This window comes from Nocardia sp. NPDC019395 (assembly GCF_040632335.1).
Taxonomy (GTDB): domain Bacteria; phylum Actinomycetota; class Actinomycetes; order Mycobacteriales; family Mycobacteriaceae; genus Nocardia.
In genome coordinates, this window is record NZ_JBEYBT010000001.1 from 1,861,322 (window position 1) to 1,886,868 (window position 25,547).

Annotated in this window: 21 protein-coding genes and 1 pseudogene; 10 read left to right on the forward strand and 12 right to left on the reverse strand. The window is 67.0% G+C overall.

Translation table 11 applies throughout. The features are described from left to right. Positions 1-4: 4 nt before the first annotated feature. The 4 genes from ABZ827_RS07555 to ABZ827_RS07570 all read right to left on the reverse strand — a co-directional run bounded on the left by ABZ827_RS07555 (position 5) and on the right by ABZ827_RS07570 (position 5,095). A complete protein-coding gene (locus tag ABZ827_RS07555; RefSeq protein WP_357233818.1) occupies positions 5-784 on the reverse strand; it encodes an SDR family NAD(P)-dependent oxidoreductase in 780 nt (259 codons plus the stop codon). Positions 785-875: 91 nt separating this feature from the next. After that, on the reverse strand, positions 876-2,084 hold the full coding sequence (locus ABZ827_RS07560) for an amidohydrolase family protein (protein WP_357233819.1): 1,209 nt from the start codon (positions 2,082-2,084) through the stop codon (positions 876-878). A gap of 64 nt (positions 2,085-2,148) precedes the next feature. Further along, on the reverse strand, positions 2,149-3,615 hold the full coding sequence (locus ABZ827_RS07565) for an aldehyde dehydrogenase family protein (RefSeq protein WP_357233821.1): 1,467 nt from the start codon (positions 3,613-3,615) through the stop codon (positions 2,149-2,151). Positions 3,616-3,886: 271 nt separating this feature from the next. Next, the gene (locus tag ABZ827_RS07570) at positions 3,887-5,095 is read right to left on the reverse strand and encodes a CoA transferase (RefSeq protein WP_357233822.1); all 1,209 of its coding nucleotides are present in this window, start codon (positions 5,093-5,095) and stop codon (positions 3,887-3,889) included. Positions 5,096-5,675: 580 nt separating this feature from the next. On the opposite strand from ABZ827_RS07570, the gene ABZ827_RS07575 reads away from it, so the two are divergent. After that, the gene (locus tag ABZ827_RS07575; protein WP_357233824.1) at positions 5,676-6,512 is read left to right on the forward strand and encodes a TIGR03619 family F420-dependent LLM class oxidoreductase; all 837 of its coding nucleotides are present in this window, start codon (positions 5,676-5,678) and stop codon (positions 6,510-6,512) included. 104 nt (positions 6,513-6,616) lie between these two features. Here ABZ827_RS07575 and ABZ827_RS07580 read toward each other — a convergent pair whose 3' ends face one another. The 3 genes from ABZ827_RS07580 to ABZ827_RS07590 all read right to left on the reverse strand — a co-directional run bounded on the left by ABZ827_RS07580 (position 6,617) and on the right by ABZ827_RS07590 (position 9,670). After that, on the reverse strand, positions 6,617-7,297 hold the full coding sequence (locus ABZ827_RS07580; protein ID WP_357233826.1) for an MspA family porin: 681 nt from the start codon (positions 7,295-7,297) through the stop codon (positions 6,617-6,619). 69 nt (positions 7,298-7,366) lie between these two features. Then, a complete protein-coding gene (locus ABZ827_RS07585; RefSeq protein WP_357233828.1) occupies positions 7,367-8,065 on the reverse strand; it encodes an MspA family porin in 699 nt (232 codons plus the stop codon). Between the two features lie 138 nt (positions 8,066-8,203). Further along, entirely contained in the window at positions 8,204-9,670 is a 1,467-nt protein-coding gene (locus ABZ827_RS07590; RefSeq protein ID WP_357233830.1) for an MFS transporter, read from the reverse strand. A gap of 455 nt (positions 9,671-10,125) precedes the next feature. Here ABZ827_RS07590 and ABZ827_RS07595 point away from each other — a divergent pair, with 455 nt between their 5' ends. Continuing rightward, on the forward strand, positions 10,126-11,025 hold the full coding sequence (locus ABZ827_RS07595) for a helix-turn-helix domain-containing protein (RefSeq protein ID WP_357233832.1): 900 nt from the start codon (positions 10,126-10,128) through the stop codon (positions 11,023-11,025). 287 nt (positions 11,026-11,312) lie between these two features. Next, positions 11,313-12,377, forward strand: a complete 1,065-nt coding sequence (locus ABZ827_RS07600) for an aminoglycoside phosphotransferase family protein (protein ID WP_357233834.1) — start codon at positions 11,313-11,315, stop codon at positions 12,375-12,377. Positions 12,378-12,410: 33 nt separating this feature from the next. Here ABZ827_RS07600 and ABZ827_RS07605 read toward each other — a convergent pair whose 3' ends face one another. Then, entirely contained in the window at positions 12,411-13,871 is a 1,461-nt protein-coding gene (locus ABZ827_RS07605) for an AMP-binding protein (RefSeq protein WP_357233836.1), read from the reverse strand. Positions 13,872-14,072: 201 nt separating this feature from the next. Further along, positions 14,073-14,840 (reverse strand): hypothetical protein, encoded by a 768-nt coding sequence (locus tag ABZ827_RS07610; RefSeq protein ID WP_357233838.1) that lies wholly within the window; start codon positions 14,838-14,840, stop codon positions 14,073-14,075. 156 nt (positions 14,841-14,996) lie between these two features. On the opposite strand from ABZ827_RS07610, the gene ABZ827_RS07615 reads away from it, so the two are divergent. Both ABZ827_RS07615 and ABZ827_RS07620 read left to right on the forward strand, forming a co-directional pair. Beyond that, complete coding sequence (locus ABZ827_RS07615) at positions 14,997-15,425, forward strand: OB-fold domain-containing protein (protein ID WP_357234591.1); 429 nt, start codon at positions 14,997-14,999, stop codon at positions 15,423-15,425. Then, positions 15,412-16,611 (forward strand): lipid-transfer protein, encoded by a 1,200-nt coding sequence (locus ABZ827_RS07620; protein WP_357233840.1) that lies wholly within the window; start codon positions 15,412-15,414, stop codon positions 16,609-16,611. Before ABZ827_RS07615 ends, ABZ827_RS07620 begins: the two co-directional genes overlap by 14 nt. 72 nt (positions 16,612-16,683) lie before the next feature. Here the strand turns inward: ABZ827_RS07620 and ABZ827_RS07625 are convergent, their stop codons facing one another. Then, positions 16,684-17,175 carry an NUDIX domain-containing protein gene (locus ABZ827_RS07625; RefSeq protein ID WP_357233842.1) on the reverse strand — a complete coding sequence of 164 codons (492 nt, stop codon included), beginning with the start codon at positions 17,173-17,175 and terminating at the stop codon, positions 16,684-16,686. Between the two features lie 309 nt (positions 17,176-17,484). Between ABZ827_RS07625 and ABZ827_RS07630 the strand changes: the two genes are divergently transcribed. The 5 genes from ABZ827_RS07630 (at position 17,485) to ABZ827_RS07650 (ending at position 23,789) form a co-directional block, all read left to right on the forward strand. Further along, positions 17,485-18,699 (forward strand): helix-turn-helix domain-containing protein, encoded by a 1,215-nt coding sequence (locus tag ABZ827_RS07630; protein WP_357233844.1) that lies wholly within the window; start codon positions 17,485-17,487, stop codon positions 18,697-18,699. A gap of 147 nt (positions 18,700-18,846) precedes the next feature. Next, entirely contained in the window at positions 18,847-20,304 is a 1,458-nt protein-coding gene (gene lpdA / locus ABZ827_RS07635; RefSeq protein ID WP_357233846.1) for a dihydrolipoyl dehydrogenase, read from the forward strand. A gap of 9 nt (positions 20,305-20,313) precedes the next feature. After that, complete coding sequence (gene pdhA / locus ABZ827_RS07640; RefSeq protein WP_357233848.1) at positions 20,314-21,495, forward strand: pyruvate dehydrogenase (acetyl-transferring) E1 component subunit alpha; 1,182 nt, start codon at positions 20,314-20,316, stop codon at positions 21,493-21,495. An 18-nt stretch (positions 21,496-21,513) separates the two neighbouring features. Continuing rightward, positions 21,514-22,497, forward strand: coding sequence for an alpha-ketoacid dehydrogenase subunit beta (locus ABZ827_RS07645; RefSeq protein WP_357233850.1), 984 nt, complete (start codon positions 21,514-21,516; stop codon positions 22,495-22,497). 17 nt (positions 22,498-22,514) lie between these two features. Further along, complete coding sequence (locus tag ABZ827_RS07650; protein WP_357233852.1) at positions 22,515-23,789, forward strand: dihydrolipoamide acetyltransferase family protein; 1,275 nt, start codon at positions 22,515-22,517, stop codon at positions 23,787-23,789. 400 nt (positions 23,790-24,189) lie between these two features. Here ABZ827_RS07650 and ABZ827_RS07655 read toward each other — a convergent pair whose 3' ends face one another. Together ABZ827_RS07655 and ABZ827_RS07660 are read right to left on the reverse strand one after the other, a co-directional pair. Further along, entirely contained in the window at positions 24,190-24,540 is a 351-nt protein-coding gene (locus tag ABZ827_RS07655; RefSeq protein WP_357233854.1) for an ectoine synthase, read from the reverse strand. After that, positions 24,524-25,453 (reverse strand): annotated as a pseudogene (locus tag ABZ827_RS07660) (alpha/beta hydrolase); the annotation flags it as partial. The gene ABZ827_RS07655 and the pseudogene ABZ827_RS07660, both read right to left, overlap by 17 nt. Positions 25,454-25,547 lie beyond the last annotated feature (94 nt).

The window sequence follows — 25,547 nt, forward strand, 5'->3', positions numbered from 1 at the left end:
GCAGTCACCTCGCCACGTATCCGCCGTCGACCGGGAGCAGTACCCCGGTCACGTTGGCAGCCGAATCCGACACCAGATAGACGGCGGCCGCCGCGCAGTCCTCGGCGGTGATCGGGTTTCCGAGCGGATGCTGGGCGCCCGTCTGCCGCACCATCTCTTCCGACGGGCCCGCCCCGTCGCCGAGACCGCCGGCGGCGAAGAAACCGGTGTACGGCATACCGGCCGGGCAGAGGGCGTTCGCGCGGATTCCGAAGGGCGCGCCCTCGATCGCGACGGCACGGGTCAGTTGGTGCACACCGCCCTTGGTGGCCCCGTACACCGACCCGCCCCAGCCGACGAGACCCGCCACCGATCCGGTGTTGAGGATGACTCCGCCGCCGCCTTGCTGTTTGAAGCGCAGCACCGCGTGTTTGCAGCCGAGGAAGACTCCGCGCAAGTTGACCGCGATCAACCGCTCGAAGTCGGCCACCGTATGGTCCTCCAGCAGTGCCCCCAGCCGCGGGGTGGGAATTCCGACATTGTTGAACAGAATGTCCAACCGGCCGAAATGCTCGACCGCGACACCGAGCATGCGCACCACATCGCTTTCCTCGGCGACATCGGCCGATACGGCCACAGCTGTCCCACCGGCCTTCTCGATCAGCGCGACGGTCTCCCCGACCCGCTCCGGGCTGATATCGGCGCACACCACGCGCGCACCTTCCTCGGCGAATCGCAGGGCAGTCGCGCGCCCCACACCCGACCCCGCGCCGGTGACCACGGCGCTCTTCGCGTCCAGCAACATCGCTGTGTCACATTCCTTCCTCGTTCGATACCGGGTGCAGCGCACCGGTGGCCCGACTCGATTCGGCGGAGCGGCCTCGGCCGGGTCGCCCTCAGGCCCGCGTCAGGACGGGTGGTTCGGCGGGCGTGAACCGATAGAGCCGCTCGGCGTTGCCGCGCAGGATCTTGTACTGGGTTTCCGCCGGCAGGTGATCGATCCGGTTCTTGATCACCTGGATCGAATCGGGCCATGTGGTATCCGAGTGCGGGTAGTCGGTTTCGCACATCAGGTTGTCCTCGGGGATCTCACCGAGGCTCGCGATGGCGTGGGCGTCGTCGATGATGCAGAGGTGAATGTGGTCGCGGAAGTCCGCGCGCAGGTCGAGGTTGTCCAGGTCGACAGCGCCGCTGCCGGCGTGATCACCGAAGGACTGGCCGCGCTTCACCCAATGGCGCTGTTTGTCGAGCACCTGTTCGGCCCGCTCCAGGAAGTAGGGGGCCCAGCCGGCCTCGCCTTCCGACAGCGCGATCTTCAGCTTCGGATAGCGCTGGAACAGGCCGCTGAACAGGAACGACAGCATTGTTCCCGAGGTTCGAGTCGCTCCCCAGGTGAGATTGGCCATGAACGGTGCGTCCGAGCAGATCTGGGGCAGCGTCGACGACGACCCGACGTGCATCGAGACAACCATCTCCAGATCGTTCGCCGCCGCCATGACCGGTTCCCAGTACCCGTTCGGGTCATGGATTGTCGGCAGGCCCAGCGGTTCCGGGTTCTCCGAGAACGCGAACGAGGTGGCACCTTTTGCGGCACAACGTTCCATTTCCTTTGCTGCCAGCTCCGGATCCCACAGCGGGATCAGGACGAGCGGGATGTAGCGACCGGGTGCCGACCCGCACCACTCTTCGATCATCCAGTCGTTGTAGGCCTGCAGGCAGGTGAACCCGAAGTCCCGGTCCGCGGCCTCGTAGAAGAGTTGTCCGCAGAATCGGGTCACCGACGGGAAGCACAGCGAGGCAAGGATTCCCGCACGGTTCATATCCTCCACCCGCGCGGCGGCGTCGTAGCATCCGGGCGCCATCTGGCTGTAGGGCACAGGTTCGGGGCTGAATTCCTCTTTGGCCTTGCCCACGACGGCGCTCAGGCCGGAGCTGGGGAGTTTCTTTCCGTCATATACCCAATAGTCCATCCCGCTGTCCTCGGTCACCATATGCGGTGCGCGGTCGCGGTCCTTGCGGGGCACGCGGTCCACCCAGACGTTCGGCGGCTCCAGGACATGGTCGTCGACCGAGATCAACCAGTTCAGGTCGAGGTTGGTGGTCATATTCCGTCCTTTCGTCTTCGACCTTCGCGAGGTCGTCGTGGTTCTTCATCCGGCCGGGCCGGGCTCAGCGCAGATCTGCGACGGACATATGTTTGAGTTCCTGGAACGCGCGGATCCCGTCGGTTCCGCGCTCCCGGCCCAGACCGCTGTGCTTGTATCCGCCGCTCGGCGCGTACGCGCTGTACAGCCCGGCATTGACGCTCACCGCGCCGGTCCGCAGCCGGCGCGCCACCGCCGTGGCGGCAGCCACATCGGCGCCGTACACCTGGCCGGAGAGTCCGTAATCGCTGTCGTTGGCGATGCGCACCGCGTCGTCGACGTCCCGGTAACCGATCACTCCGAGTACCGGGCCGAAGATCTCCTCCCGGGCCGCCGGGTTGTCGTTGTCCGGCAGGTCCAGCACAGTCGGCTCGAAGTAGTAGCCACGGTCGAGCCCCGCGGGCCGGCCACCTCCGGAAGCCACCCGGGCGCCTGCGCCGCACGCCAGTGCCACATACCGTTCGCACCGTTCCCGCTGGGCGGCACTGATCACCGGCCCCATCAGGGCGGTGCGATCGCTGGGCGGTCCCACCGTGATACCCGCGTAGGCCTGTGCGACTGCCTCGACGACCTCGTCCTTGCGATCCTGCGGCACCAGCATGCGGGTGGCCGCGACACACGCTTGCCCGGCCGTGGCGGCCACCACGGCGGCCGCGCCCCGGGCGGCGCGCTCCACCGCGTCGGGCAGGTAGATCTGGGCCGATTTACCCCCGAGCTCCAAGGCAACCCGTTTCACCGTCGGCGCGGCCTGTGCCAGGATCATCCGCCCGACCGAGGTGGAACCGGTGAACGACACCATATCCACGGCCGGATGGGTGGTGAGCAGTTCCGCACCGGCTGCCCCCGGCTCCACCACCACGCTCAACACCCCTGCCGGTATGTCGGCGACCTCCGCCGCGGCACCGAACATCAGCGACGAGATCGGTGTCAGCGGGCTCGGCCGCACAACGACCGAAGCGCCCGCCATCAGTGCCGGGATCAGTTTCTGCAGGCCCATGATGAGCGCCGCGTTATAGGGCGTTATCGCGGCGACCACCCCCACCGGCTCGTACCGGCGGATGCTCAATATCGTTCCGCCCCGGATCAACTCGGCGACCGGCACCGGATTGGCTTCCTCGTGTGTCATCGACAGGTAGAGCTCGATCGTCTCCCGGGCCATCGTCAGGGAGGTCCGGAACTGGGTCCCCTCCGCGAAGAACACCGGCTGTCCCGATTCGGCGACGATCAGATCCACCAGTGCGGTGCGGACGGCCTCGAGGTGGTCGAGGAAGGCGTGCAGTTTCCGGGCCCGTTCGCGGGCCGGCAGGTCCGCCCATACGCCGCTGTCGAAACTGCGGCGCGCCTCCTCGATCGCCTGCCCGAAATCGCCCACCGACGCGGCGGCGACCTCCGCCACGACCGATTCGTCGGCCGGATTCTCGACAGTGAACGTGTCGCCGCCGTCCAGCCATTTCCCGGCCACATAGGAGCACCAGTGCGGAATGCTCGTCATGATGGGTCCCTTCGTAGAACTGGCAGGGTCGGAACGGTTTCGGCGCTGTAGACCACAGCGCCGCGGTAATGCGGGCAGGTCCGGCCCGGGGCAACTGTGAACATCGCGCACCGGCCGCACCGGCCGCACCGGGCGAGGGTGAGCACGTGCCGCGCCGCTGCCGTCCGGAAGGGTGCGCAACGTTCATCCGGAACCGGAACGGGTCGTCGATCCGCCGGGTCCGCCGCGGAAACCGCCGGCGTCCGCGTCATGGAATGACCTCGGAGTCGTGTCATGGAATGACCCCGGAATCTCGGAGTGCACCGATCTCTTCCCAGCTGTGACCCAGTTCCAGCAGCACAGTTTCGGTGTGCTCACCGTGCTCGGGCGCCCGGGCCAACTCCGGTCCGTGTTCGTCGAACTGCACCGGCACCGCCGGCAGGCGGTATTCCACACCGTCGGCGACCACTTCACCGAGATAGCCGTTGGCCAGTACCTGCGGATCCTCCAGGAGTTCCTCCACGGCCTGCACGGGCGCCCAGGGCGCGTCGATACCGGCGAGAAGTTCCTTCCATTCCGCGAAGGTGCGCTTGCCGAATTCGGCGTCGAGCTCGGCGATGCAGGCCTGCCGGTTCTCCCGTCGCGCGGCGAGATCCGCGAATCGTGGATCGTCTACTAGCTCTTCCCGGCCGACGAGCCGGCAGAAGTCGGCCCAGTACCGGTCGGCCTGGAGGAAGACCAGCTGAATATGCCGCGCGTCCTTCGTCCGGTAGGTACCGACCAGAGGGTTCGGCAGTTGTTCCTTTCCGGACATCGCCCGTGGCCGGCTTCCCTGCAACGCGGACAACAGGTCCGACGACAGCGTCCACATCGCGGTCGCGAGCAGCGAGACATCCACCACCGCACCCTGTCCGGTGCGCTGTCGTCGCAACAGCGCCGAGGCGATACCGAAGGCCAGCGCCATCGCACCGTTGCGATCCCCCATCGCGCCACGCTGACCGATGGGGTCGGCCCGATCCGGTGGCGTCAGGACATGGCCCATCCCGCCCCGCGCCCAGAACGCGGACGAATCGTAGCCGGGCAGGTCGGCATCGGGCCCCCGGACGCCGTATCCGTGGCCACGGGCGTAGACGAGCTCCGGGTGCCGCTCGGTGAGTGTTTCCCCGTCCAGGCCGAGACGTTTCAATGCTCCCGGCCGGAAATTGGTGAGGAATACGTCGGCCGTCTCCAGCAGTTCGTCGAGGACAGCCCGGCCCTCGGCTGCCCCCAGATCGAGCGCGACCGATCGCTTACCCCGATTCGCGAGCGCCATCGAAAGATTGACCCCACCGCTGTCGGTGCCGATGCCCTGGGTGGCGAGCCCGCGGTAGGGATCACCCTCGATCCGTTCGACCCGCACGACGTCCGCTCCCCAGTCGGCCAGCAGCGCACCGGCGACCGGAACAAAAACCCACTGCGCCAATTCGACTACCCGGAAACCACTGAACGCACCGTCGCTCACGCCGGGCACCTCCGTGCCGCCGTTCGTCCTGTTCGATTCGAGGTGTTGCGCCCCGGCCGATCCGGCGTGCTCTCCGCGCCCAGCCCATGGGAAGAGGCGCTACGCCGGGGAAACCGATCGGTTCCGCGCGGCTCGACGGAAGCTGACAACGTTGCCTCCCGGGAAGACACGGCACTCATTCGACCGCCTCGGACCTCTCCCGATGTATTCCGCGACGACCCCTGTCCGCGACTCCGGCGGAGTCGCTGAAGGTTTCGCCGGGGAGATGGGCACCGATCCGACCGCGCCGGGCGCTCGGCGCATCTCGGGTGAGACGTGCATGCCTGCGGTTCGGAGGGCCCGCGGGAGAGTGCGGGACAGAGGGGTGAGCGAGCATTACCAGATGCTTGTATTTCAGCATCAATGGACTAAATGATAGTTCTCTGTGATCTGAGGCACAAGAGTTACCGCAAGGTAATCGATCCCCCGCGCTCTCGTGAAGGAGACGACGCAGGAACCGGCGAAATGGTAACTTCGACATCGACTTCGGTATCCGTGGGTGCGAGTCACCTGAGGTCGGGAGGCCGGGATGGAGTACGGCGTGCATCTGGGAGCAGTCGCTCCGCGTCTCTGGCCCGACGTGGCGGAAGAGGCGGATCGCCTGGGGTTCGAATCTGTCTGGATCCCGGAACATCTGGTCGTGCCGATCGATGCGGCCGGGAGCCCGCACGAGGGTTCGGACCACCCGCCGATACCGTCGGACGTCCCGATCTTCGATGCGCTCGGTGTGCTGTGTCATCTGGCGGCGCGCACGTCGCGGATCAAGCTCGGCACCTGTGTCTACAACATCGGGCTGCGGCATCCGTTCGTGACGGCACGCGCGGCCACCACCGTCGACGTGCTCTCCGGCGGACGCCTGCTCTTAGGCATCGGCGCGAGCTGGCTGCGCGCCGAATGGGATGCGGTGGACCTGGATTTCGACAGCCGAGGCGCCCGTGTGGACGAGGCCGTCGAGATCTGCCGGCGTCTGTGGAATGAGGACGTCGTCGAACATCACGGCACATTCTTCGACTTCGGCCCGGTCGCGTTCGAACCCAAACCGGTGCAGCACCCCGGCCCCGCGCTCCACATCGGCGGCGACGGCGCCGCGGCATTGCGCCGAGCAGCCGCAGTCGGCACCGGCTGGATGCCGATGAATCACACGCTCGCCGAACTCCCCCGCTCCGTGGCGCGCCTGAGCGAACTGGCGACACGCTACGGACGGACAACTCCGATCGAGGTGACGATTCCGGGTGGCGCGCAGCTCGCACGCATCGAGGACGCCGAACCATACGCACGTGCCGGAGTGACACGGATGATCGTGGCCCCCTGGACCCGATCCCGCGAGGCCATCGACGGCCTTCGCCACTTCGCGGGCGAATTCCTCTCGCCTACCTGAGCGGTAAGTCCGCGCGTACCGCGCGGGACCGGCCACTTCCGCTCAGGAAGGCGGAGCGGGGGGCGCTCATACGGGCGCCCGCCGCCCCGCCCACAGAAACCTGGCTACCCGAGGCTGAAGGGCTGACCCCAGAGGGTGACATCCTGTTTGACCTGCCGGGTTTCGACTTCGATTCGGACAAATGCGCGCGCCTGGGCGTAGCCCGCGCAGCCGTTCAGCCCGATGGTGCTGTTCCGCCAGGTGACGCTGCCCTGCGGGCCGGTGAACATGTTGAACGGTTTGTGGACACTGTCACCGAAGGCGTCGGGGCCCTCGGTGTCCAGCAGATACACCGCCTGGGCCTGGCCCGGCCCCAGGCTCAGCGCACCACCCAGAGAGGTGCTGCCCTGCAGGTTCTCGCTTGCGTAGGGCTGCGTGACCCCCGCGCCGCCGGTGACATTGCCGCCACTGATATTGACCTGGCAGCCCACGACATAGCCCGGACGGAGTTTACTGCGGGCGCCGGCCGCATTGGCCCCGGCCAGATCCGCCCGCGCGGTACCCGACACCCATACGTTGCGATGGAGCGGGGTTGCTCCCATCGAGGGGTTGATCAGAGCCGATTCGGCGTTCAGGGACAGGGTGACAGTTGTACCGTCCACCAGCGCTTCGCTGAGGGTGCCGCCGGGCAACGGTACGAAGGTATCGGCACGGGCCGCGCCGATCGACAGGAGACCGAGCGCGGTGGTGGCAGCCGCAGCGAGTATTGCCGTGCGCGCGATCGCGGTGAAATGGAGCATCGTCATCGGTACTTTCATGAGAGGTCACAGTCGGCTGTGCGCCGACGGATCGAGTTGTAGGACAGGACTTTTCCGTCAGCCGATGCTGAAGGGAGCTCCGTAGAGAACGGTTTTGGAGTAGTTGTTGCCGATGATTTCGACGACGGCATACGAACGCGCCTGGGCGTAGCCACCGCAGCCCTGAAGGTCGATCCCGAAGTCCCGGTAGCCGACCGCATACCTTCCCGGTTCCAGGATGTCCTTGAACCCGACCTGGACCAGCTTCACCTCTCCGGGGCCGAGCTGGACTCCCACCGAACCGCTGACTCCCGCGCTCGTGGTACCGACATTGGCCGACATCCCGGCCGTAATCGCCTTGTCACCGACACTGACCTGGCATCCGATGATGTAGCCCGCGTTGACCTGCGATGCACCGTGGGTGGAGGAGTTGTTGGTGCCGTTCCCGTTTCCGGGTGACGAATACGGGCCCGGCCTCTCGACCCTGGGCGCATCGGTGACCTCTGCCGCGACGGTGCCGGTCACCCACGCCACGCGGCCGACTCCATTGGCTGCCATCGACGGCGAAACAGTCGCATGCTCCCCGACCCGGGTGAGCGTTACCCCGGGCCCCGTCTCCCGGCCGTCGGGGAGCGGCACGAAGGTATCCGCCTGTGCGGCACCCGCCGACAACAGTCCGATTACTGTGATCGCCGCACACCCGAGGCCGGTCAGATTCCTGAGCCGGTGGGGTCTCGCCGACGCGGACTCGGCGGCGGAGGGAACGTGATTGGTCATATGAACCTCATCTCGGTCGAACTGGAGGTGGGGCACGGACATTGCCCCATCGGCGCAAGACCGCCGATACATCGAAGAGCCGGGGGGAGGAGCCGCTTCTCGGATCGTCCCGCCGCCGGCGCGGAGCGCCTATGCGCGTCAGGCCACAGCTTCCTCGGCCCCGCGTACGGTGACTGCCGGTGTTCCCGGAGCAGCCTGTCGGCGGCGACCGCCGATCAACAGCGCCAGTGCCATGGCCACCAGCGATGCGATGATGACGAACCCGAGGCCCGCGTTCAGTGCGGATTCCGTCGGCAGATGTGTCCCGGAGGCGGTGAAGGCGGCCAGGATCACCGAGGTCACCGAGGTTCCCGCGGCCACCCCGACATTCAGGGTCACCCGGTTCATCCCGGATGCGGCACCGGTTTGCTCGGCCGGCACCGCTTCGACGATGAGATTCGCCAGCGCCGGGTAGCTGACGTTCTGCCCCATGAGTGTCACGCCCAGACAGACGATGACCCCCAGCAGGCTGTCGGTCACGAAGAACCACAGCCCGGCCCCGCTGATGTACAACACGCACGCCACCACCAGTGACCAGCGCGCACCGGCCGACTGGGCGATCCGCCCACTCGCCCACGCTCCGGCATAGCACACAACGCAGAGACCGAGCTGGACCCCACCGGCAGCGGTGGGCGACAGGCCGTGACCGATCGATCCTTCCTCAGGCAACTGCAGAACCATCGGACTCAGCAGAGTCAGCGCACCCATCGGGCCCATGCCGACGACGATCGTCGCCACTGTTGTCAGCGACACCTTACGGTCGCCGAACTGGCGCATATCGACAATCGGTTCGGAAACCCTTCGCTCCCAGTAGATCCAGGCGGCGAGTGCCACGAGGCCGAGCGCGATCGGTGTCAATACCCCAGGATCCGTCCAGCCCCAATCTTTCCCCTTGGTGACGCCGTACAGGACCCCGGCGGTCGCCGGGACCAGCAGGACAGCGCCGACGACGTCGACAGGCGGGCGCGGCGTGATGCCGGGTGTCCGCGGTACGCAGAACAGCGAGAGCAGCGCCGCCACGATGCCCAGGACAACGGCCACACCGAACATCAGGCGCCAGCCGCTCTGATCGATCAGGAAACCCGCGGACAATGCCCCGATACCGCTGGAAATCGGCACTATGCCGCCGAGCAGGGCTATTGCCAGTGGCACCTGCCGTGCGGGTAGCAGTTCCCGGATCAGGCCGAAGGAGATCGCGATGGCACCGGCGGACAAACCCTGTAATCCCCGGCCCACCACCACCATCCACAAATCGACGGCGAGCGCGCTGACCAGCGAACCGACCACCGCCGCCGCCAGCACGAACGTCAGGACCTTCTGCCGCCCGAAGATATCGCCGAGCCGGCCGGACGTGGCGGCGGAGCCGGCGCCCACCAGCAGATAGGCGCTGGTCGTCCACCCCACAGCGGCGGCGTCGGCCTCGAAGACTCGCATGAAGGTCGGCACGGCCGCGAATGCCATCGCGGTCTCGGTGACAGCGAAGATTTCGATCGCGATCAACGCGATGAGAAGTAGTGGTCCCCGGTGTGAGCCGGATGCTTTGATGTAGGGGGGTTCGACCGTCATTGGCCCTCCCGGGGTAATGCTGAGGTTTCGGACATCGGCCCAGGCCGCCCGCCCGGCGCACCCCGGCCGCGACCGGGGGACGTTGCAGGGTCGAATTTCGAACCAGCGATGTCGATATCGACGTCGATATTGCGTCGAGCCTTCAGATTACTGAGCGGCGGGCGCCGATGTGGCGAAATGCCGATATCACCTGCGCCGCACCCGGCGTGCCGCGCCGAGGGCCACGAACCGCGCTCGGCACCGCACATTCGACAGACCCGCCGGTGCGCCCATTCGTATCGCCGCGGAGTCGCTGCCGAATTCGATCCCCCACCAGCGTTCTCTGCCCGCAGCCCCCCGCGCAGCCGCCGAAACCGCCCGGCACCGGTATGATTCGGTCCGCACCGATCCGATCCGCCCCACCGGCTACCCTTGGACTGTCCGGGTCACGGAAACTGCCGAAACGAGGGGGCGCGATGCCGATCAAGCCGTCTCCCGCAGTGGTCCGCGCCGGCCGGCTCCTGCAGCACATGGCCAGACAGCCGGCGGCTTCGTACTCCATCGCCGAGCTCGCGCGCGCTACCGATATACCCCGCGCGACCTGCGACTCCGCACTCCAAGCCCTGGCAGAACTCGGACTGGTCGTCCGCCGCGGACCGGAGCTCCGATACGAACTCGGGGGCTTCTGCATCGCGCTGGGCGATGCGGCCCGCGCGGCCAATCCGCTCTTGAATGCCGCCGGCACAGAGGCGGAGAATCTGGCACGGGCACTCGACGCCTGCGTGGCCGTATCCGCGCCGGTGGGCAACGACACCCGGGTGATGTCGGTTTGCGATTGGGGCCCACCCCTCGGCCTGCGCCCGCGTACGGGCCAATCCGTGCCGCTACATGCTCCGTTCGGTGCCGTGTTCGTCGCCTGGGACAGCACCCGGGCCGCCGCTTGGCTGGCGTCTGCCGATGGCGTCCCGGCAGATGACGCACCGGATCGCTGGAACAACGCACTGGCCGCCATCCGCCGCCGTGGTTACAGCATCTCGATTGCGCCGGAACGCCACCGGGCCGCCGATATCGACTCGGCTTTCGAGACGGCACTCGACCCCGCGGCTCCCGAACAGGCCCGTCGCCACCAGGAGGAGCTGGCCGGCCGGTTACAACACTCCGAGTATCTGGCCGTGGAACTCGATGATTCGGCCCCCATCCGGTTGACACACGTCTCGGCTCCGGTCTTCGACCCGAGTGGCCAGGTCGCTGCGTCGCTCATGCTGATGGGCCCGCAGCACGAGCTCACTGCCGGGGAGGTCGAGGCCATCGGCCGGCAGGTAGTCGACGCGGCCCGCCGCGCCGCCAAATTCGCGGGCGGCGACACCACGGGCTGAGGCCCGGCCCCCTCTCCTCGACGCCGTGATTCCCGCACCGCTGCACGGACACAACCGGGTTCGTCCCGGCGCACCACGCTGCGTCCATCGAATCCAAGCATAACCTCGATGTCGATATTGATATTCGCTTACACTCCATCCCGGAGCAGTTGGACGCACTGTTCACTCCGGACACCCGTGATCCGCGCACTGCGCCGACTCGGCGGATACCGCTCGAGCCGCCACATCCCCATTCCGCGGATCGACTGTGTCCGTATCGCATTCGCACATTCCGGAGAAGAGGCATCGTGGCTTCATCGAATCAATTCCACCCCGCGGTCCCCCGCACCATGACCGACCTTCTCTCACCGGAATGGCTCACCCGAGCGCTCAGCGCACGCTATCCCGGCGTCCGGATCACCCGGGTGACACCCGGCCCGGTGGTGAGCCGGGTGTCGACCAACGCCCGCTTCCACATCGAGAGCGATGACGGGCTGCCGCCCGGTCTCTCCCCCGACCTCTGCGGCAAGGGCTATTTCTCGGACGCCGGCTGGTCCGCACGGCAGGCCGGTGTATTCGAGGTGTTCTTCTACCGGCACCTCGCGGCCGCCACCGGAATCCGCACCCTGCACACCGTCTACGCGGATGTCGACGAGAACGACCAGCACGGCGTGGTGATCACCGAGGACGTGGTCGCCCAGGGCGCGCGATTCCTCGACGCCACCAGCGACTACACACCGGACCAGGTGGCCGACAGTCTGGCCGAACTCGCCATCCTGCATGCCGCGACCTGGGCAGACCCCGGCCTCGGCGCCGCCGACTGGCTGACCTCCCGGCTCGAATCCTATTCGTCCTCGAGGGGGGTCAAGGAGATCCGCGGCAATTTCGAGAGCGAGATCGGCCGGGGGGTACCGGAAGAGGTACGCGACGCGGATCGGCTCGTCGCGGCCCACCGGGCACTGGCGGCGCAAGCCCGGACCGCGCAGCCGTGGTCGGTCATCCACGGCGACACCCACGTCGGCAACCTGTACCTCGACGGCGCCGGCCGGCCCGCGTTCCTGGACTGGCAGTTGGTACAACGCGGGCCCTGGTACATCGATGTCGGCTACCACATCGCCTCCACGCTCACCGTCGAGGACCGGCGCTCCGCCGAAAAGGACCTGCTGCGGCACTATCTGGAGCGGCTTCGCGCCGGCGGTGTCGACGCCCCCACCTGGGACGAGGCGTGGCTGGGACTGCGCCGGGGAATAGTCCACGGCTTCTTCCTCTGGAGTATCACCCTGAAGGTCGATCCCGCCATCACCACCATGCTCCAGCATCGCCTCGGCACCGCCGCCGCGGACCACGACTCCTTCGCCACGGTGGGCGTCTGACCGGCCGGGTGTCAGCCGGCCGGTCCGCCTCGGTCAGCCGCCGCGTGCCTCCACCATGGCCTTGCGGTTCACCTTCGTCGCGGCAGTGCGCGGTATGGCCTCGACGACCTCGACCGTTTTGGGGACCTTGTACGCGGCCAGGCGCCCTTTGGCGTAGGCGATGATGTCGTCGGAGGTGGGCGGGTCGGTCGGGTCGGCGGGTTCGAGCACGACATGCACCCGGCGTCCCCACTCCGGGTCGCGCAGTCCGATCACCACGACGTCGGCGATCGCGGGATGATCGATGAGCGCCGCCTCCACCTCGGCCGGAAACACATTCGCGCCACCGGAGATGATCAGATCCACCGCCCGGTCCTTCAAATACAGGTACCCCTCGTCGTCGAGGTAGCCCATATCGCCGGCGCTGGAGAAACCGTCGGCGGTCGCGGCCGCGCGCGGCGCGTCACCGAGGTAGGTATACGAACCCCACGTGGACGACCTGAGATATACGTTGCCGATTTCTCCCGCGGGAAGTTCCGCACCGTCCTCGTCCAGGATGCGCAGTTCGGTGCCCCGGAACCCGCGCCCGACGCTCCCCTCGTGGGTCAGCCACTCGTCTCCGCGCAATGCGGTGAGCCCGAAACCCTCGGTCATGCCGTACGCCATGAAGATTCGCTCCGGACCGATCAACTCGACCCAGCGGCGCATCAGCGACGGCGGCATGGGAGCCGCACCCTGGAGAAACCATTGCACACTGGACAAGTCGCGCCGCTCGATATCCGGAACATCGGCGATACGCTTCAGCATGGTCGGTGTCGCGGTGAACGTCGATACGCGATGTTGTTCGATCACGTCCAGCACCCGCGCCGCGTCGAACTTCTCCAGGATGACGAGCCGGTCACCACCCAGCAGGTTCATCAGCGTCGAGAAACCGTTCGTGTGATAGAGCGGCGCGAGCACCATGATCGTCTCGGGTCGCGGAATCGGCTGCCAGGTTTCGGCGAACGGGGTCGCCCGCCAATCCTCGTAGGTCCCCGGTTCGCCCGGCAGGATCACTTTCGGCGTACCCGTGGAGCCGCTGCTGCAGATCCCGAAGCGCTGCGGGGCGACCGCATCCGGAAGATCGGGCACGGCGGATTCGGCGGTTGCCCGGATCCACGGGATATCCGATTCGTCGAGGTGCACCTTGGCGTCGACTACTTCCCGCAACCGGTCCAGCTCCCAGTCCGGCAGATCCCAGCGGACCGGCACAGGCACCGCCCCGAGCTTCCACGCGCCGAGCGCGCCGAGCACGAATTCCGGGGTGTTGCGCAGACCCAGGCCGAGCCTGTCCCCCACTGCCAGACCCCGCGCCGCCAGCGCGGCGGCCAGCTGGGCCGAGCGGTCGTTCAGCTCCCGCCAGGTGAACGTGGACTCTGTTCCGTCGAGCCCGACGAAGCGGACGGCGAGGTCGTTCGAATGGATCCGGGCCAGCTCGGCCAGTCGTCTCGCATAACTCATCGCTGGGCTGTTCATGGATCGCCTTCCCACCAAGTTGCCCTGGAACACCGGTCGGGAGCTGCGGTTTCGCCACTCCGGGCCGGGCGCGGCAACACGTAAAACATCAATATCGATGTCGGCATCAGTATGCAGCCGCGGCCGATCTCGTGTCAGTGGAATGATGGCCGTGCGCCGTTGGCACGCTCCCGGGCCGCCTCCACCGGGGGCTGCGCCGGGTCAATAATCGAGGGCGTGCTCCGGCTGGCAGACGTGCATCGGAGAGGGTAGATAACGGACGACGGCGTCCAGCAGCGGGGCGATGCGAGGCCACGGGGCCGAATCGCAGAGGACGGGTGCCGCATCGCCGATGCGGGTGAGGTAGCGGACGCGGTCGTGCAACTGTTCGGGTGCGATCGCCCGCGGGCCGCGGAGACAGTCGCGATCCGCGGCGTCCAGCACGGTATCCACCAGATCGCGATACTTTGCGGCGGCCACTTTTCGATGGCTGCCGCCGCACGTCACCCCCGGAGCTTCGAGGGCCCCCGTCGGGACCAGATCGAGAACACCGGCGAATTCGGTGCCGATGCCGTCGGGGATCTGCATCGTCAACGGCACCGCACCGTGCGTGTCCGCGATCGTGCGGAGGCAGCGGTCGAAGTCGGCGGCGGGATGGTCGAGCGCGGTCACCAGGCACAACCGTGCGACCTGATGGTCGTCGGCGACTCGAAGTATCGTCTCGAGCCGCGGGGTGCTGGCTACGGCGGCGTTCATCACCGTGATCAACCCATCGGCCAACCGGATGGAACGTTCCAGCACCTCGACGGGGTGCCAGCTGGACAGCTCGGTGATCCGGATCGTGTGCTCGATACAGTCCGTCGTCCAAGGGACCGTGGCCGCCGTGCCGGACCCGGCGAAACCGCGGAACAGGCGGTGGACAACCCGGATCGTCTCGTCGGGATCCCCGATGATCGTCACGTTGCGAATCAAGTGCGGATCAATGCCCATCGCGTTGCGGTACTCCAGATCGACTCGAGGACGCCGACCCATCCTCAATTCGGTCTCACGGTACCTCCGCCGGCGCGCCGAGGGAGCGGATTCCCACCCCAAAATAGAACGTGTTCCTATAACGTCGGGTAGGTGCAGAAGGAACAACGCCCCGCCGTGGCCGACTGGTTCACCGCGGACGACGGCACGGTGCGCCTGAAGGGCAGTCGCTGTACTGCCTGCGGCACGCCGTACTTCCCGCGGAACACACTGGCCTGCCGGAACCCGCAGTGCGCAGGTACGAAGGACGGCTCCGAGCTGGTCGAATACCTGTTCTCGACACGTGGCCGGATCTGGTCGTACGCGGACGCCCGGTACAAACCACCCGCGCCCTATGTCTCGCCCGATCCGTTCGAACCGTATGTGGTGGCGGCGGTGGAGCTCGACGTCGAGCAGATGGTGATTCTCGGGCAGGTGGTACGCGGCCTCACGGTAGACGACCTGGCCGTCGGTATGCCGGTCGAACTGACTCTCGGCGTGCTGTACGAGGACGAAGAAGCGGAGCACACGGTGTGGATGTGGAGGCCGGTCGATGGCCGAGAATAATCGTGATATCGCCGTCCTCGGTGCGGGTATGCACCAGTGGGGAAAATGGGGGCGGAACTTCGTCGAATACGGACTGGTCGCGGCGCGCGCGGCACTGGCAGACGCCGGGGTGGACCATCGCGACGTCGGTTATATCGCCGGTGCGGACACCATCCGCAACGGATACCCCGGATTCGTCTCGGGCGCGACCTTCGCCCAGGCGCTGGGCTGGTCGGGTGCACGGATCTCGAGCAGTTACGCCGCCTGCGCCTCCGGCGCCCAGGCCATCGCCAATGCGCGAGCCCAGATTCTGGCCGGGTTGTGCGATGTGGCGCTGGTGGTCGGGGCGGATGCCGCTCCGAAGGGATTCTTCCAGCCGGTCGGCGGTGAACGCCGCGACGACCCCGACTGGTTGCGATTCCACCTGCTCGGCGCGACGAACCCGATCTATTTCGCGCTGTATGCCCGCCGGCGGATGGCACTGCACGGTGCCACGCTCGACGATTTCGCCGCGGTCAAGGTGAAGAACGCCCGGCACGGCCTGAACAACCCGTATGCCCGCTACCGCAAGGAGGTTTCGGCCGAAGAGGTCGCCGCGTCGGCGATCGTATCGGACCCGCTGCGGCTGCTGGATATCTGCGCCACCAGTGACGGCGGTGCCGCGCTCGTGCTGACCTCGATGGAGTACGCGCGTCGCCACGGCCTGACGGATCCGGTCCGCATCCGGGCGTTGTCGACGGTCACGCCCACGTTCCCGAAAACCGAGATAGACCTGCCGGATTTCGCGACCGATTCCGCTGTCGCGGTCGAGCCGCCGCCACGCGGGTTCCGCGCCGCCGTCGCGCATGCCGCGTACGAAGAGGCTGGGCTCGGGCCCGCCGATTTATCGCTGGCGGAAGTGTACGACCTCTCCACCGCACTGGAGCTGGACTGGTACGAGGATATCGGGATCTGCGAGACGGGCGGCGCCGAGGAACTACTACGCAGTGGCGCAACGACATTGGGCGGCCGGATACCGGTGAACCCCAGCGGTGGGCTGGCCTGTTTCGGTGAGGCGATACCGGCCCAGGCAATCGCGCAGATCTGCGAACTCACCTGGCAGTTACGCGGTGAGGCCGACGGGCGCCAGGTGGACGACGCCCGCGCGGGTATCGCGGTGAATCAAGGTCTTTTCGGTCACGGCTCGGCGATCATCGCCACCCGCTGACCCCCCCGGGACGGCCCTCGGAAATCCAACGCGGGGGTCGTCCCGTCTTCTCACCGGCCGAGTGGGCAATTGTCAGCGAAGTCGCTCGGCGAGCCGGGTCAGCAACGGCCGCTGGCCGGTGGTCAGCTTGTCGTGCGCGGTGGTCAGATCGAACCATTCGACCCGATCGATCTCGGGGAAAGCGCGGTACTCGCCCGACCGCGGCGGCCATTCCATCTCGAATGTCCCCGGCACCACCCGGGCCGGATCGAGCTCGCCCTCGACCGCCCACACCGTAACCTGCTTCTTGCTCCGCCCGCTGCCGTACCGCACGTCACCCAGCGCGATCCACTCCCCGTCGGGCACCGGCACTCCCAACTCCTCATCGAATTCGCGGCCGGCGGCGGCACGGGCCTCCTCGGTCGCGGGCTCGTACTCACCCTTGGGAATCGACCACGCCCCCGAATCCTTACGCGCCCACAACGGCCCGCCCATATGCCCCAGCAACACTTGTACCTCCGGCTCACGACGAAACAGCAGAACTCCGGCGCTGTACTTCATGGCGTGCAGTCTGCCGGAATGCATCCCGGCAATATGAACCGCCGAGAACGAGACCTGCCCGGTTCGAGCCGATCGAGATACATCGATTAATGCGCATATCTCAGTATCGCTACTTTACAAAACGTTGATTTGAACGATTACGCCCGCCCCATCGGGTCTTCCGCCGTGGCTCGAATCCGCCGGCGATGCGTCCGATATCAATTCGATCGGCGAATTGCCATCGAGCTCGAAAACAGTTTCACCGCGAACGCCAGCGTGGAGTCACGGGCGGCCCGCTCCCCCACCGGCCGCCGCCTGCGTCCGGCCGAATCGCTCCGGCGTACCGTGGCCCGCGTGGCGGCAGAAGAGGAGTTCGGGCAGGTGGTGAGTTCGGCGGAACTCGCGGCGGCCTGCCGGAGCGCGATTCCCGAACTCACGCAGCGGCTGATAGCGGCGATCTTCACCGACAACCCCGAATGGACCGACTACTCGGCGGTGACCCGCGCGGATCTGGTCGACGGCTGCCGGCGGTTCCTGACGCGGGTCCTGGATTTGCTGGGTGGCGGGACCGAGAGCGCCGATCAGGACGATGTAGCCGCGGCCATCGGTGAACAGCGTGCTGAGCAGGGTGTGCCGCTGGAGGCCATGCTGCGCACTTTCAGGCTGGGTGGACGCATCGTCTGGGAGGCGCTGCTCGATAGGGCCGGTGAGGTGGCGCCGGCCGAATTCCGGGAGACCGGCACGGCCATGTGGGCGGTGATCGATACGATGTCGTCGGCATTGGTCACCTCGTACCGCAGCACCGAGATGGACCGTGTTCGGCGTGACGAACGCCGGCGGCACAGTCTGATCGAGGACGTGCTCGCGGGCCGGGCGCGAGATTCGTTGTTTGCCGCCCGTGCCGCCCGTGAACTGGACCTGCCCGTCCACGGCGACTACCTGGTGGTGGTGGCCCGGGGGGACTCGCATCCGTTGCATACGGGGCCGGAAACAGCTCTGAGTTCGCTCGGAGTCCGCTCGGCCTGGCACGAACGAGCCGACTCCACAGTCGGCCTGGTGGCACTCGACGGCCGCGCCACCGAGCCCGTGCTGCGACAACTTCGGCCGAAGGTGCGTGGACGGGCGGCTGTCTCCCCCGCGGTTGCCGGAATGGCCGCGATCAGTTCGGCCCACAACCTGGCAGTGCTCGCCCTCGATACCCTCCCCGATGACGCCGCGGGTGTATTGATCTCGCTCGACGAGCGCTATCCCGAAGCCCTGCTGCTGCGGTCACCGGATCTGACCGAGCTGCTGATCACTCGCGCGCTCGGCCCGGTACTCGAATTGCCGGGGAAGGAACGGAACATTCTGCTGCGCACCCTGTCCGTCTGGCTGGCCGAGAGCTGTTCCGCCGCCAATGCGGCGCCCCGGCTGCATTGCCACCGGAACACGGTGATCAACCGCCTGCAGCGCATCGCCACGCTGCTGGGCCGACCGCTGGAGGGTCAGCGCGCCTACCTGGAGTTCTCCCTGGCGTTGACCGCGCTCGATCTCGGCGCAACGGCCCGTAGCCAGGACCTCACCCGCTAGTCCGATTGGGCTCAGCGCCCAATCGGTACGGCACATATCTGGACATCGAGGTGATTGTTTGTGCATCTGGTGCCCACCAGACTCGATTGGACGACCCGCACCGCAACCGGGAGCGGGTCGATTGTTCGAGGATGAGGAGCACCACAAGTGCCGGATTTCGATCTACTCGTGGTCGGTGGCGGCCCGGGCGGATATGTCGCGGCCATTCGCGCCGCCCAACGAGGGCTACGCGTCGGCCTGGTAGAGAAGGAGCGTCCCGGCGGTGTGTGCCTGAACTGGGGGTGTATCCCCACCAAGGCCATGCTGCGGTCCGCCGAGGTCCTCCAGACGATGCGCGACGCAGCCGATTTCGGTGTGCACACGGACGGCATCCGGGTCGACTTCGCCGCGGTGCGCGCGCGCAAGGACGCCATCGTCGGGGAACTCACCGATGGGGTGGCAGGACTTCTGAAGGCGAACGGGGTCACCGTTATCGCAGGCCACGCGCGGTTCACGGGACCGACCACCGTCGATGTGTTCGAGGTCGGCGAGTCACCGGTTTTTCCCGGCGGGCCACGCTATGCCGCCGACACGGTCGCCGACGCGGGCCGCACGATCAGTGCCACCGATGTGCTCATCGCGACCGGCTCGGTCCCGGCGCGGCTATCTGTTCCCGGCGCTGAGCTACCCGGCGTCATCACCTCCGACGGAGCATTCGGGTTGACCGGCATCCCCGATCGGCTGGTCGTCATCGGGGGCAGTGCGGTGGGTGCGGAATGGGCCAGCCTGTTCGCGACCTTCGGCAGCGAAGTCACCGTGGTGGAGATGCAAGATCGCCTGGTCCCGCTGGAAGACGCGGAGATCGGCAACGCGCTGGGCCGGTCGTTCGGCAAACGCGGTATCACCGTACTGACCGGATCGACCGTCACAGCCATCACGCAGGCCGAGAACCGGTTACAGGTGAACGTCGACGGCCCGGAGGCACGCGACCTCGATGCCGATGTGGTGTTGGTGGGCGTGGGCCGGCGTCCGAACACCGGCCGGCTCGGACTCGATGCCGCGGGCGTCGAGACGGACACGCGCGGTTTCATCCGAGTCGACGACCGGCTGCGCACGAACGTCGAACATGTCTGGGCGATCGGAGATGTCACCGGCAAGGCGCTGCTCGCGCATGTGGCCTCCCATCAGGGCCTGACCGCGGCCGATGTGATCGCCGGCCACGATGCGCATATCGACTACACCGTGATCCCGGCCGCGACCTTCACCCATCCCGAGATCGCCGGCGTCGGCCTCACCGAGGACGCCGCCCGCGCCGCCGGCCAAGACGTGATCACCGCCAAGTTCCCGTTCGCGGCCCTGGGCCGGGCCAAAACCTTCGGCGACACCGAGGGTTTCGTGAAGATCGTCGCCGGGGCACGGCACAAGGAAGTTCTCGGAGTACACATCATCGGCCCATCGGCCAGCGATCTCATCGCTGAGGGCGCACTGGCGATTTCGCTGGAAGCGACCCTCGACGAGCTCGCCGACACCATCCACGCCCACCCCACCCTCGGCGAGATCGGCATGGAGGCGGCCCTCACCGGGCTCGGCCTGCCGGTACACGTCGCACCGACCCGGAAACGTTGAGGAGATCAGGTGACGACCAGCACCACGCCGCGCAAGCGCCCCCGCAAGACGACCCGCTCGACCGGCGCAGGCCAACCGGCCGAGACCGCCGAACCCGGCACCGGCACAACTTCGGCGCCCAGCACCGGATCTCCGGCCGGCGGATCCGGAGAGATCGACGCGATCGAGACCCGGATCGCCGCCGAGGACCCGGATACGCTGCGCGGCCTGTTCCGCGAAATCTTGTTCGTGCGCCGCTTCGAGGAACGCACAGCGCAGAGCTACCAGCAGGCCGAGATCGGCGGGTACTGCCACCTCAACCTGGGTGAGGAAGCCACCGTTGTCGGCATAGGCGCGGCGATGCGCCCCACCGATTACCTGTTCACCAACTACCGGGAGCACGGCTACGCCCTGGCCAAGGGCATCGAGCCGGGCCGGGTCATGGCCGAACTCTACGGCCGCTCCACCGGCACCTCGAAGGGCTGGGGCGGTTCGATGCATATGTACGACACCGCGACGCGCCTGCTCGGCGGTTATGCGATCGTCGGCGGCCAGGTCCCGCTGGCCGTCGGCGCCGCACTCGCCATCGACTACCGGGGCGACGACGACGTGGTGGTCTGCCAGATGGGCGAGGGCACCACGAATATCGGCGCGTTCCACGAATCGCTGAATATCGCGGCGCTGTGGCGTCTGCCGATCGTCTTCCTGGTGATCAACAACCAGACGGGTATGGGCACCACAGTCGAGAACTCCTCCGCCGAGCCCGATCTGTGGAAGCGCGCCGCCGCTTACCGGATGCGGGGCGAACGGGTAGACGGTACCGATGTGCTGGCCGTGCGGGATATGGCGGGCGAGCTGATCGAAACGGCCCGGCGCGAAGGCCGGCCGGCGCTCCTGGAGACCGTCAGCCACCGGCTCAAGGGACACTCCGTCGTAGATCCCGCGAAGTACCGCACCGACGAGGATATTTCGATCGCGCGCGACCACGACCCGGTCACGCTGTGGCAGGCCCGGTTGCTCGACGCCGGTGTGCTCACCGAGCAGTCGGTCGCCGATCTCGAAGACGAGGTGACCGAACGGGTCTCCGCCGCGGTGGAATTCGCGGATTCGAGTCCGCATCCGGAGCCGTCGAGCCTGTTCGACTACACCTATGCGACGCCGGTGGCAGGAGATTCCCACCGTCTGCCGGCCGACCCACTTTTCGCTGACTAAGGACTCCCTGTGGCCCTCATGACCTACCGTGAAGCGCTGCGCGAAACCCTCCGTGAGGAGATGCGGCGCGACGAAGACGTTTTCCTCATCGGCGAGGAGATCGGCATCTTCGAAGGCTCTTACAAGATCACTGCCGGCCTGTTGGCCGAGTTCGGCGAGAAGCGGGTCCGCGATACTCCGATCGCCGAGGAGGGTTTCGTCGGCGCGGCCATCGGGGCCGCGATGCTCGGCCTGCGCCCGGTGGTGGAGCTCATGACGATCAACTTCTCACTGCTGGCGCTGGACCAGATCGTCAATCACGCGGCCAAGATCTACGGCATGTTCGGCGGGCAGACCAACGTACCCATGGTCATCCGCACCCCGGGCGGCGGCGGCCAGCAGCTCGGCGCGACGCACTCACAGAACATCGAGCTGTACTACGCGTTCGTCCCCGGCCTGAAGGTCGTCGCTCCGAGCACGCCGGCCGATGCGCGGGCACTGCTGAAAGCCGCCATCGACGACGACGATCCGGTGCTCTTCCTGGAGAATCTCTCGCTGTACAACACCAAAGGCGAAGTGCCGGAGAACCTTCCAGCGGCCGAGATCGGCAAGGCCGCCATCACCCGCCCGGGCGTCGATATCACCTTGATCGGCTACTCGCGGATGGCTACGGTCTGCACCCAGGTCGCCGAACGCCTCGCGGCCGAGGGAATTTCGGCCGAGGTGATCGACCTGCGCAGCCTGCGCCCACTGGACCGCACCACCCTCATCGCCTCCGTACGCAAAACCGGCTGCGCTGTGATCGGCGAGGACGACTGGCTCACCTACGGTATCGGCGCCGAGGTAGCGGCCTCCATTTCCGACGGCGCCTTCGACTACCTCGACGCCCCCGTACGCCGCGTGGCCATGGCCGAGGTTCCGCTGCCGTACGCCAAACCACTGGAACGGCTCGCCCTGCCGTCCGCCGATTCGCTGTACACCGCCGCGCTGGAAACTCTCGCGGCCGTCGGCACCCGACGCTGAAACCGAAGGACCACAACGTGCCCGAAATCATCATGCCGCGGCTCTCGGACACCATGGAGGACGGTGTCGTGTCCGCCTGGCTCAAGAAGGTCGGCGACCAGGTGACGCGCGGTGACGTGCTCGCCGAGATCGAGACCGACAAGGCCCTCATGGAGCTCGAGGCCTACGACGACGGCGTGCTCGAACAGATCTTCGCCGAGGCAGGCACACGCGTGCCCATCGGCGAACCGATCGCCGTTGTCGGCGACGGAAGCGGAGCGGCGGCAACCACGCAGACCCCGCTCCGGACCACCGCGGCCGCCGCTTCCCCACCACAGCCCGTCACTCGGGACCCGCAACCCGGCGGACAGGGTGCGACCTCGGATATCGACGCCCCCACCGGCGAATCCGGTGCACGGACGAAATCCTCTCCACTCGCCCGCAAGGTAGCTCGTGAGCTCGGCATCGATATCAGCGCCGTGGCCGGGACCGGACCCCGGGGACGCGTGACCCGCCGAGACGTCGAAGCCGCGCACCGGGCAGATCCTTCCGCGGCGGTGGCCGCACCCGCCTCGGCCGCCGAGCCCGCGGCCGCCGCCGCGGCGACGGTCCCGGCGGCCGGCGACTACGAGGAAATTCCGCTCACCACCATCCAGCGGATCTCGGCCCAGCGCCTCACCGAAAGTAAGCAACAGGCGCCACATATCTACCTGACCAGCGTTATCGATATCACCGACCTGCTGGATTTCCGCGCCCGGATCAATACGACCCTCGCGGAAACGGAAGCGGGAAAGATCAGTATCAACGACCTGCTGGTCAAGGCCGCGGCCATGACGCTGCGGGCGAACCCGGCCGTCAACGTCTCCTACGCCGGGGACAAGCTGTTGCGGCACCGCGGAGTGCACCTCGGTGTCGCGGTGGCGACCCCGGCGGGCCTGATGGTCCCGGTGATCGGCGATGCCGATCGCAAGAGCGTGTCCGAGATCGCCGCGGAATCCCGAGACAAGGCCGAACGCGCGCGTGAACGCAAACTGCGGCCCGCCGATATGGAGGGCGCTACCTTCACCATCTCCAACCTGGGCATGTTCGGCATCGAACATTTCACCGCGGTGATCAATCCGCCCGAGGCCGCGATCCTTGCCGTCGGCGCGGTCACCGACGAACTGCGCTTGGACGGCGAACAGGTGGTCAGCCGGAAAACCTTGCGCGTCACCATGTCCGCGGATCACCGCGCCATCGACGGGGCCGTCGCCGCACGGTTCCTCGCCGATCTGAAGTCGTTGCTGGAAAACCCCTTACGGATCGTGATCTAGGCGGGAGCGGATGTCTCGCGCTGTTCGGGCGGCGCGATCAAAAGAGCGTCTTACATGGATCAGGTCACCGCGCCGCACCGACCGCGCCACGGTGACCTGACCACTTCGATCCGCTCAGCCGACCTCGACGGGCGCCGTCGGTGCCCCGCCGGTTTTCGCGGCGGGCTCCACGGGATCGTCGCCGGGGCTTCGCAGCGAGCGTCATCGCGATACCGCGACAGCGATCACCGCCGACATGACGGACAATCCGGCGATCGGATAGCGGCCGGTCAGCACTTGGACAGTCTCGGTGCCGGCCTTCGGCGGTGTCCGGATGTTCAGGCGGCGGTGCTTTCACGTTCGGCAAGGAATCTGCGTGATCACGCCCCATCACCGTCACCTGAGAGCCCGGGATCCGTCCTCAGCCGCTTCCGGCTGGTACAGCGGGGGCGAAGACGCAGTACATCCGCAATCGCGTATCGGCGATGATCGTGTGGCGCTCGTGCTTGTCCAGGAGATACATAGTGCCCGGCCCCAACTCGTAGGTCATGTCGTTATCGCGATCGTGCAACCGGCCATGACCCTCGATGATCCACACAGCTTCGACGTAGTCCGGGTAGCGCAGCGGGGTCTGCGTACCCGCGGCGACGGTCGTTTCGTGGTAAGAGAAGCCGACATTGTCATCGGAGAGGATGATCCGTTTCGATGTCCAGTTGTCGGTGTCGATCTGGCGATCGGTTCCGGTGATCTCCTCAGTTGTCCGGACGATCATGTTCGGCCCCTTTCTCCACCCTGTGCAGGAAATCCACTAGTTCACCGACGGCTTGCCGGGATTCGGGGATGCGTTTCATGATCCAGTTGTGGACCATTCCGGGATATTCACGCAGCTCGACCGGCACGCCGGCGCTGTCGCCGAGTTCTTTGATACGCCGCGCGTCGGGCAACAGGATGTCGCGGTGGCCGATGAAGACGATGACCGGAGCGATACCGGTGAGATCGGCGAACGCGGGGCTGATCTGTGGGTCGTCGAGTGCACACTCGCCCGCGTACCACCGGCCCGCCTGCTTCAAACCGGTGACACCGAGTTCGGGGTCACGGTCATCCAGTGTCAGCGACAGCGGATCGTCGGTGGCGAGATCGATCCACGGAGAGAACAACGCGAGCGCGGCCGGTTGCGGATGCCCACGCTCGCGCAGGTGACGAGCCAAGGTGAGGGCGAGGGTGCCGCCGGCCGAGTCGCCGAACACGATCCGGTTCCGGGGCGCGACCTGCTCGGTTGCTCGGTTGTAGGAGGTCTCGATCATGGGAATGATCGTCCGGTGGTCGTGTTCGGGTGCCAGCGGATACATCGGCATGCTGTAGGTGCAGCCGAACCGGTCGACCATCCTGGCCGCGAAATGCCAATGGTGGGCTTCGGGCGCTTCGACGAAACCACCGCCGTGCAGGTGGAAGATGTGCCACGGCGAGGTCGGTCCGCCGGACGGCTCGATGGTGTAGAGATTGTGCCCATCGACCACGCGGCTGGTGACATGGTGCGAATCGCGGAGGCGTCGAGGCGGACGAGCCCGTTCGGGCGATTGGTGTTGCGGCAGACGTTCGCGCATGACCGCGGGATCGGCGTAGAACTTCTTGTTCTGCTGCCACCACATCCGGGCGATCATTGCCCGCGCACGCCATGACGTCATAGCACTGCCCTCCTGTCCGGCTGGGGCGCGGTCAGGCAGCAGAATACTCGCTCATCACCGGCAGCCATCGATGCCGTGAAAGCCACTCCCCCTG

Excerpts from the sequence above, each read along its gene's own strand:
- ABZ827_RS07655 (WP_357233854.1), bottom strand. The coding sequence starts at position 24,540 with ATGATCGTCCGGACAACTGAGGAGATCACCGGAACCGATCGCCAGATC.
- ABZ827_RS07620 (WP_357233840.1), top strand. The coding sequence starts at position 15,412 with ATGGCCGAGAATAATCGTGATATCGCCGTCCTCGGTGCGGGTATGCAC.
- ABZ827_RS07560 (WP_357233819.1), bottom strand. The coding sequence starts at position 2,084 with ATGACCACCAACCTCGACCTGAACTGGTTGATCTCGGTCGACGACCAT.
- ABZ827_RS07645 (WP_357233850.1), top strand. The coding sequence starts at position 21,514 with ATGACCTACCGTGAAGCGCTGCGCGAAACCCTCCGTGAGGAGATGCGG.
- ABZ827_RS07625 (WP_357233842.1), bottom strand. The coding sequence starts at position 17,175 with ATGCATTCCGGCAGACTGCACGCCATGAAGTACAGCGCCGGAGTTCTG.
- ABZ827_RS07595 (WP_357233832.1), top strand. The coding sequence starts at position 10,126 with ATGCCGATCAAGCCGTCTCCCGCAGTGGTCCGCGCCGGCCGGCTCCTG.
- ABZ827_RS07605 (WP_357233836.1), bottom strand. The coding sequence starts at position 13,871 with ATGAACAGCCCAGCGATGAGTTATGCGAGACGACTGGCCGAGCTGGCC.
- ABZ827_RS07610 (WP_357233838.1), bottom strand. The coding sequence starts at position 14,840 with ATGGGCATTGATCCGCACTTGATTCGCAACGTGACGATCATCGGGGAT.
- ABZ827_RS07585 (WP_357233828.1), bottom strand. The coding sequence starts at position 8,065 with ATGACCAATCACGTTCCCTCCGCCGCCGAGTCCGCGTCGGCGAGACCC.
- ABZ827_RS07590 (WP_357233830.1), bottom strand. The coding sequence starts at position 9,670 with ATGACGGTCGAACCCCCCTACATCAAAGCATCCGGCTCACACCGGGGA.
- ABZ827_RS07555 (WP_357233818.1), bottom strand. The coding sequence starts at position 784 with ATGTTGCTGGACGCGAAGAGCGCCGTGGTCACCGGCGCGGGGTCGGGT.
- ABZ827_RS07580 (WP_357233826.1), bottom strand. The coding sequence starts at position 7,297 with ATGACGATGCTCCATTTCACCGCGATCGCGCGCACGGCAATACTCGCT.
- ABZ827_RS07565 (WP_357233821.1), bottom strand. The coding sequence starts at position 3,615 with ATGACGAGCATTCCGCACTGGTGCTCCTATGTGGCCGGGAAATGGCTG.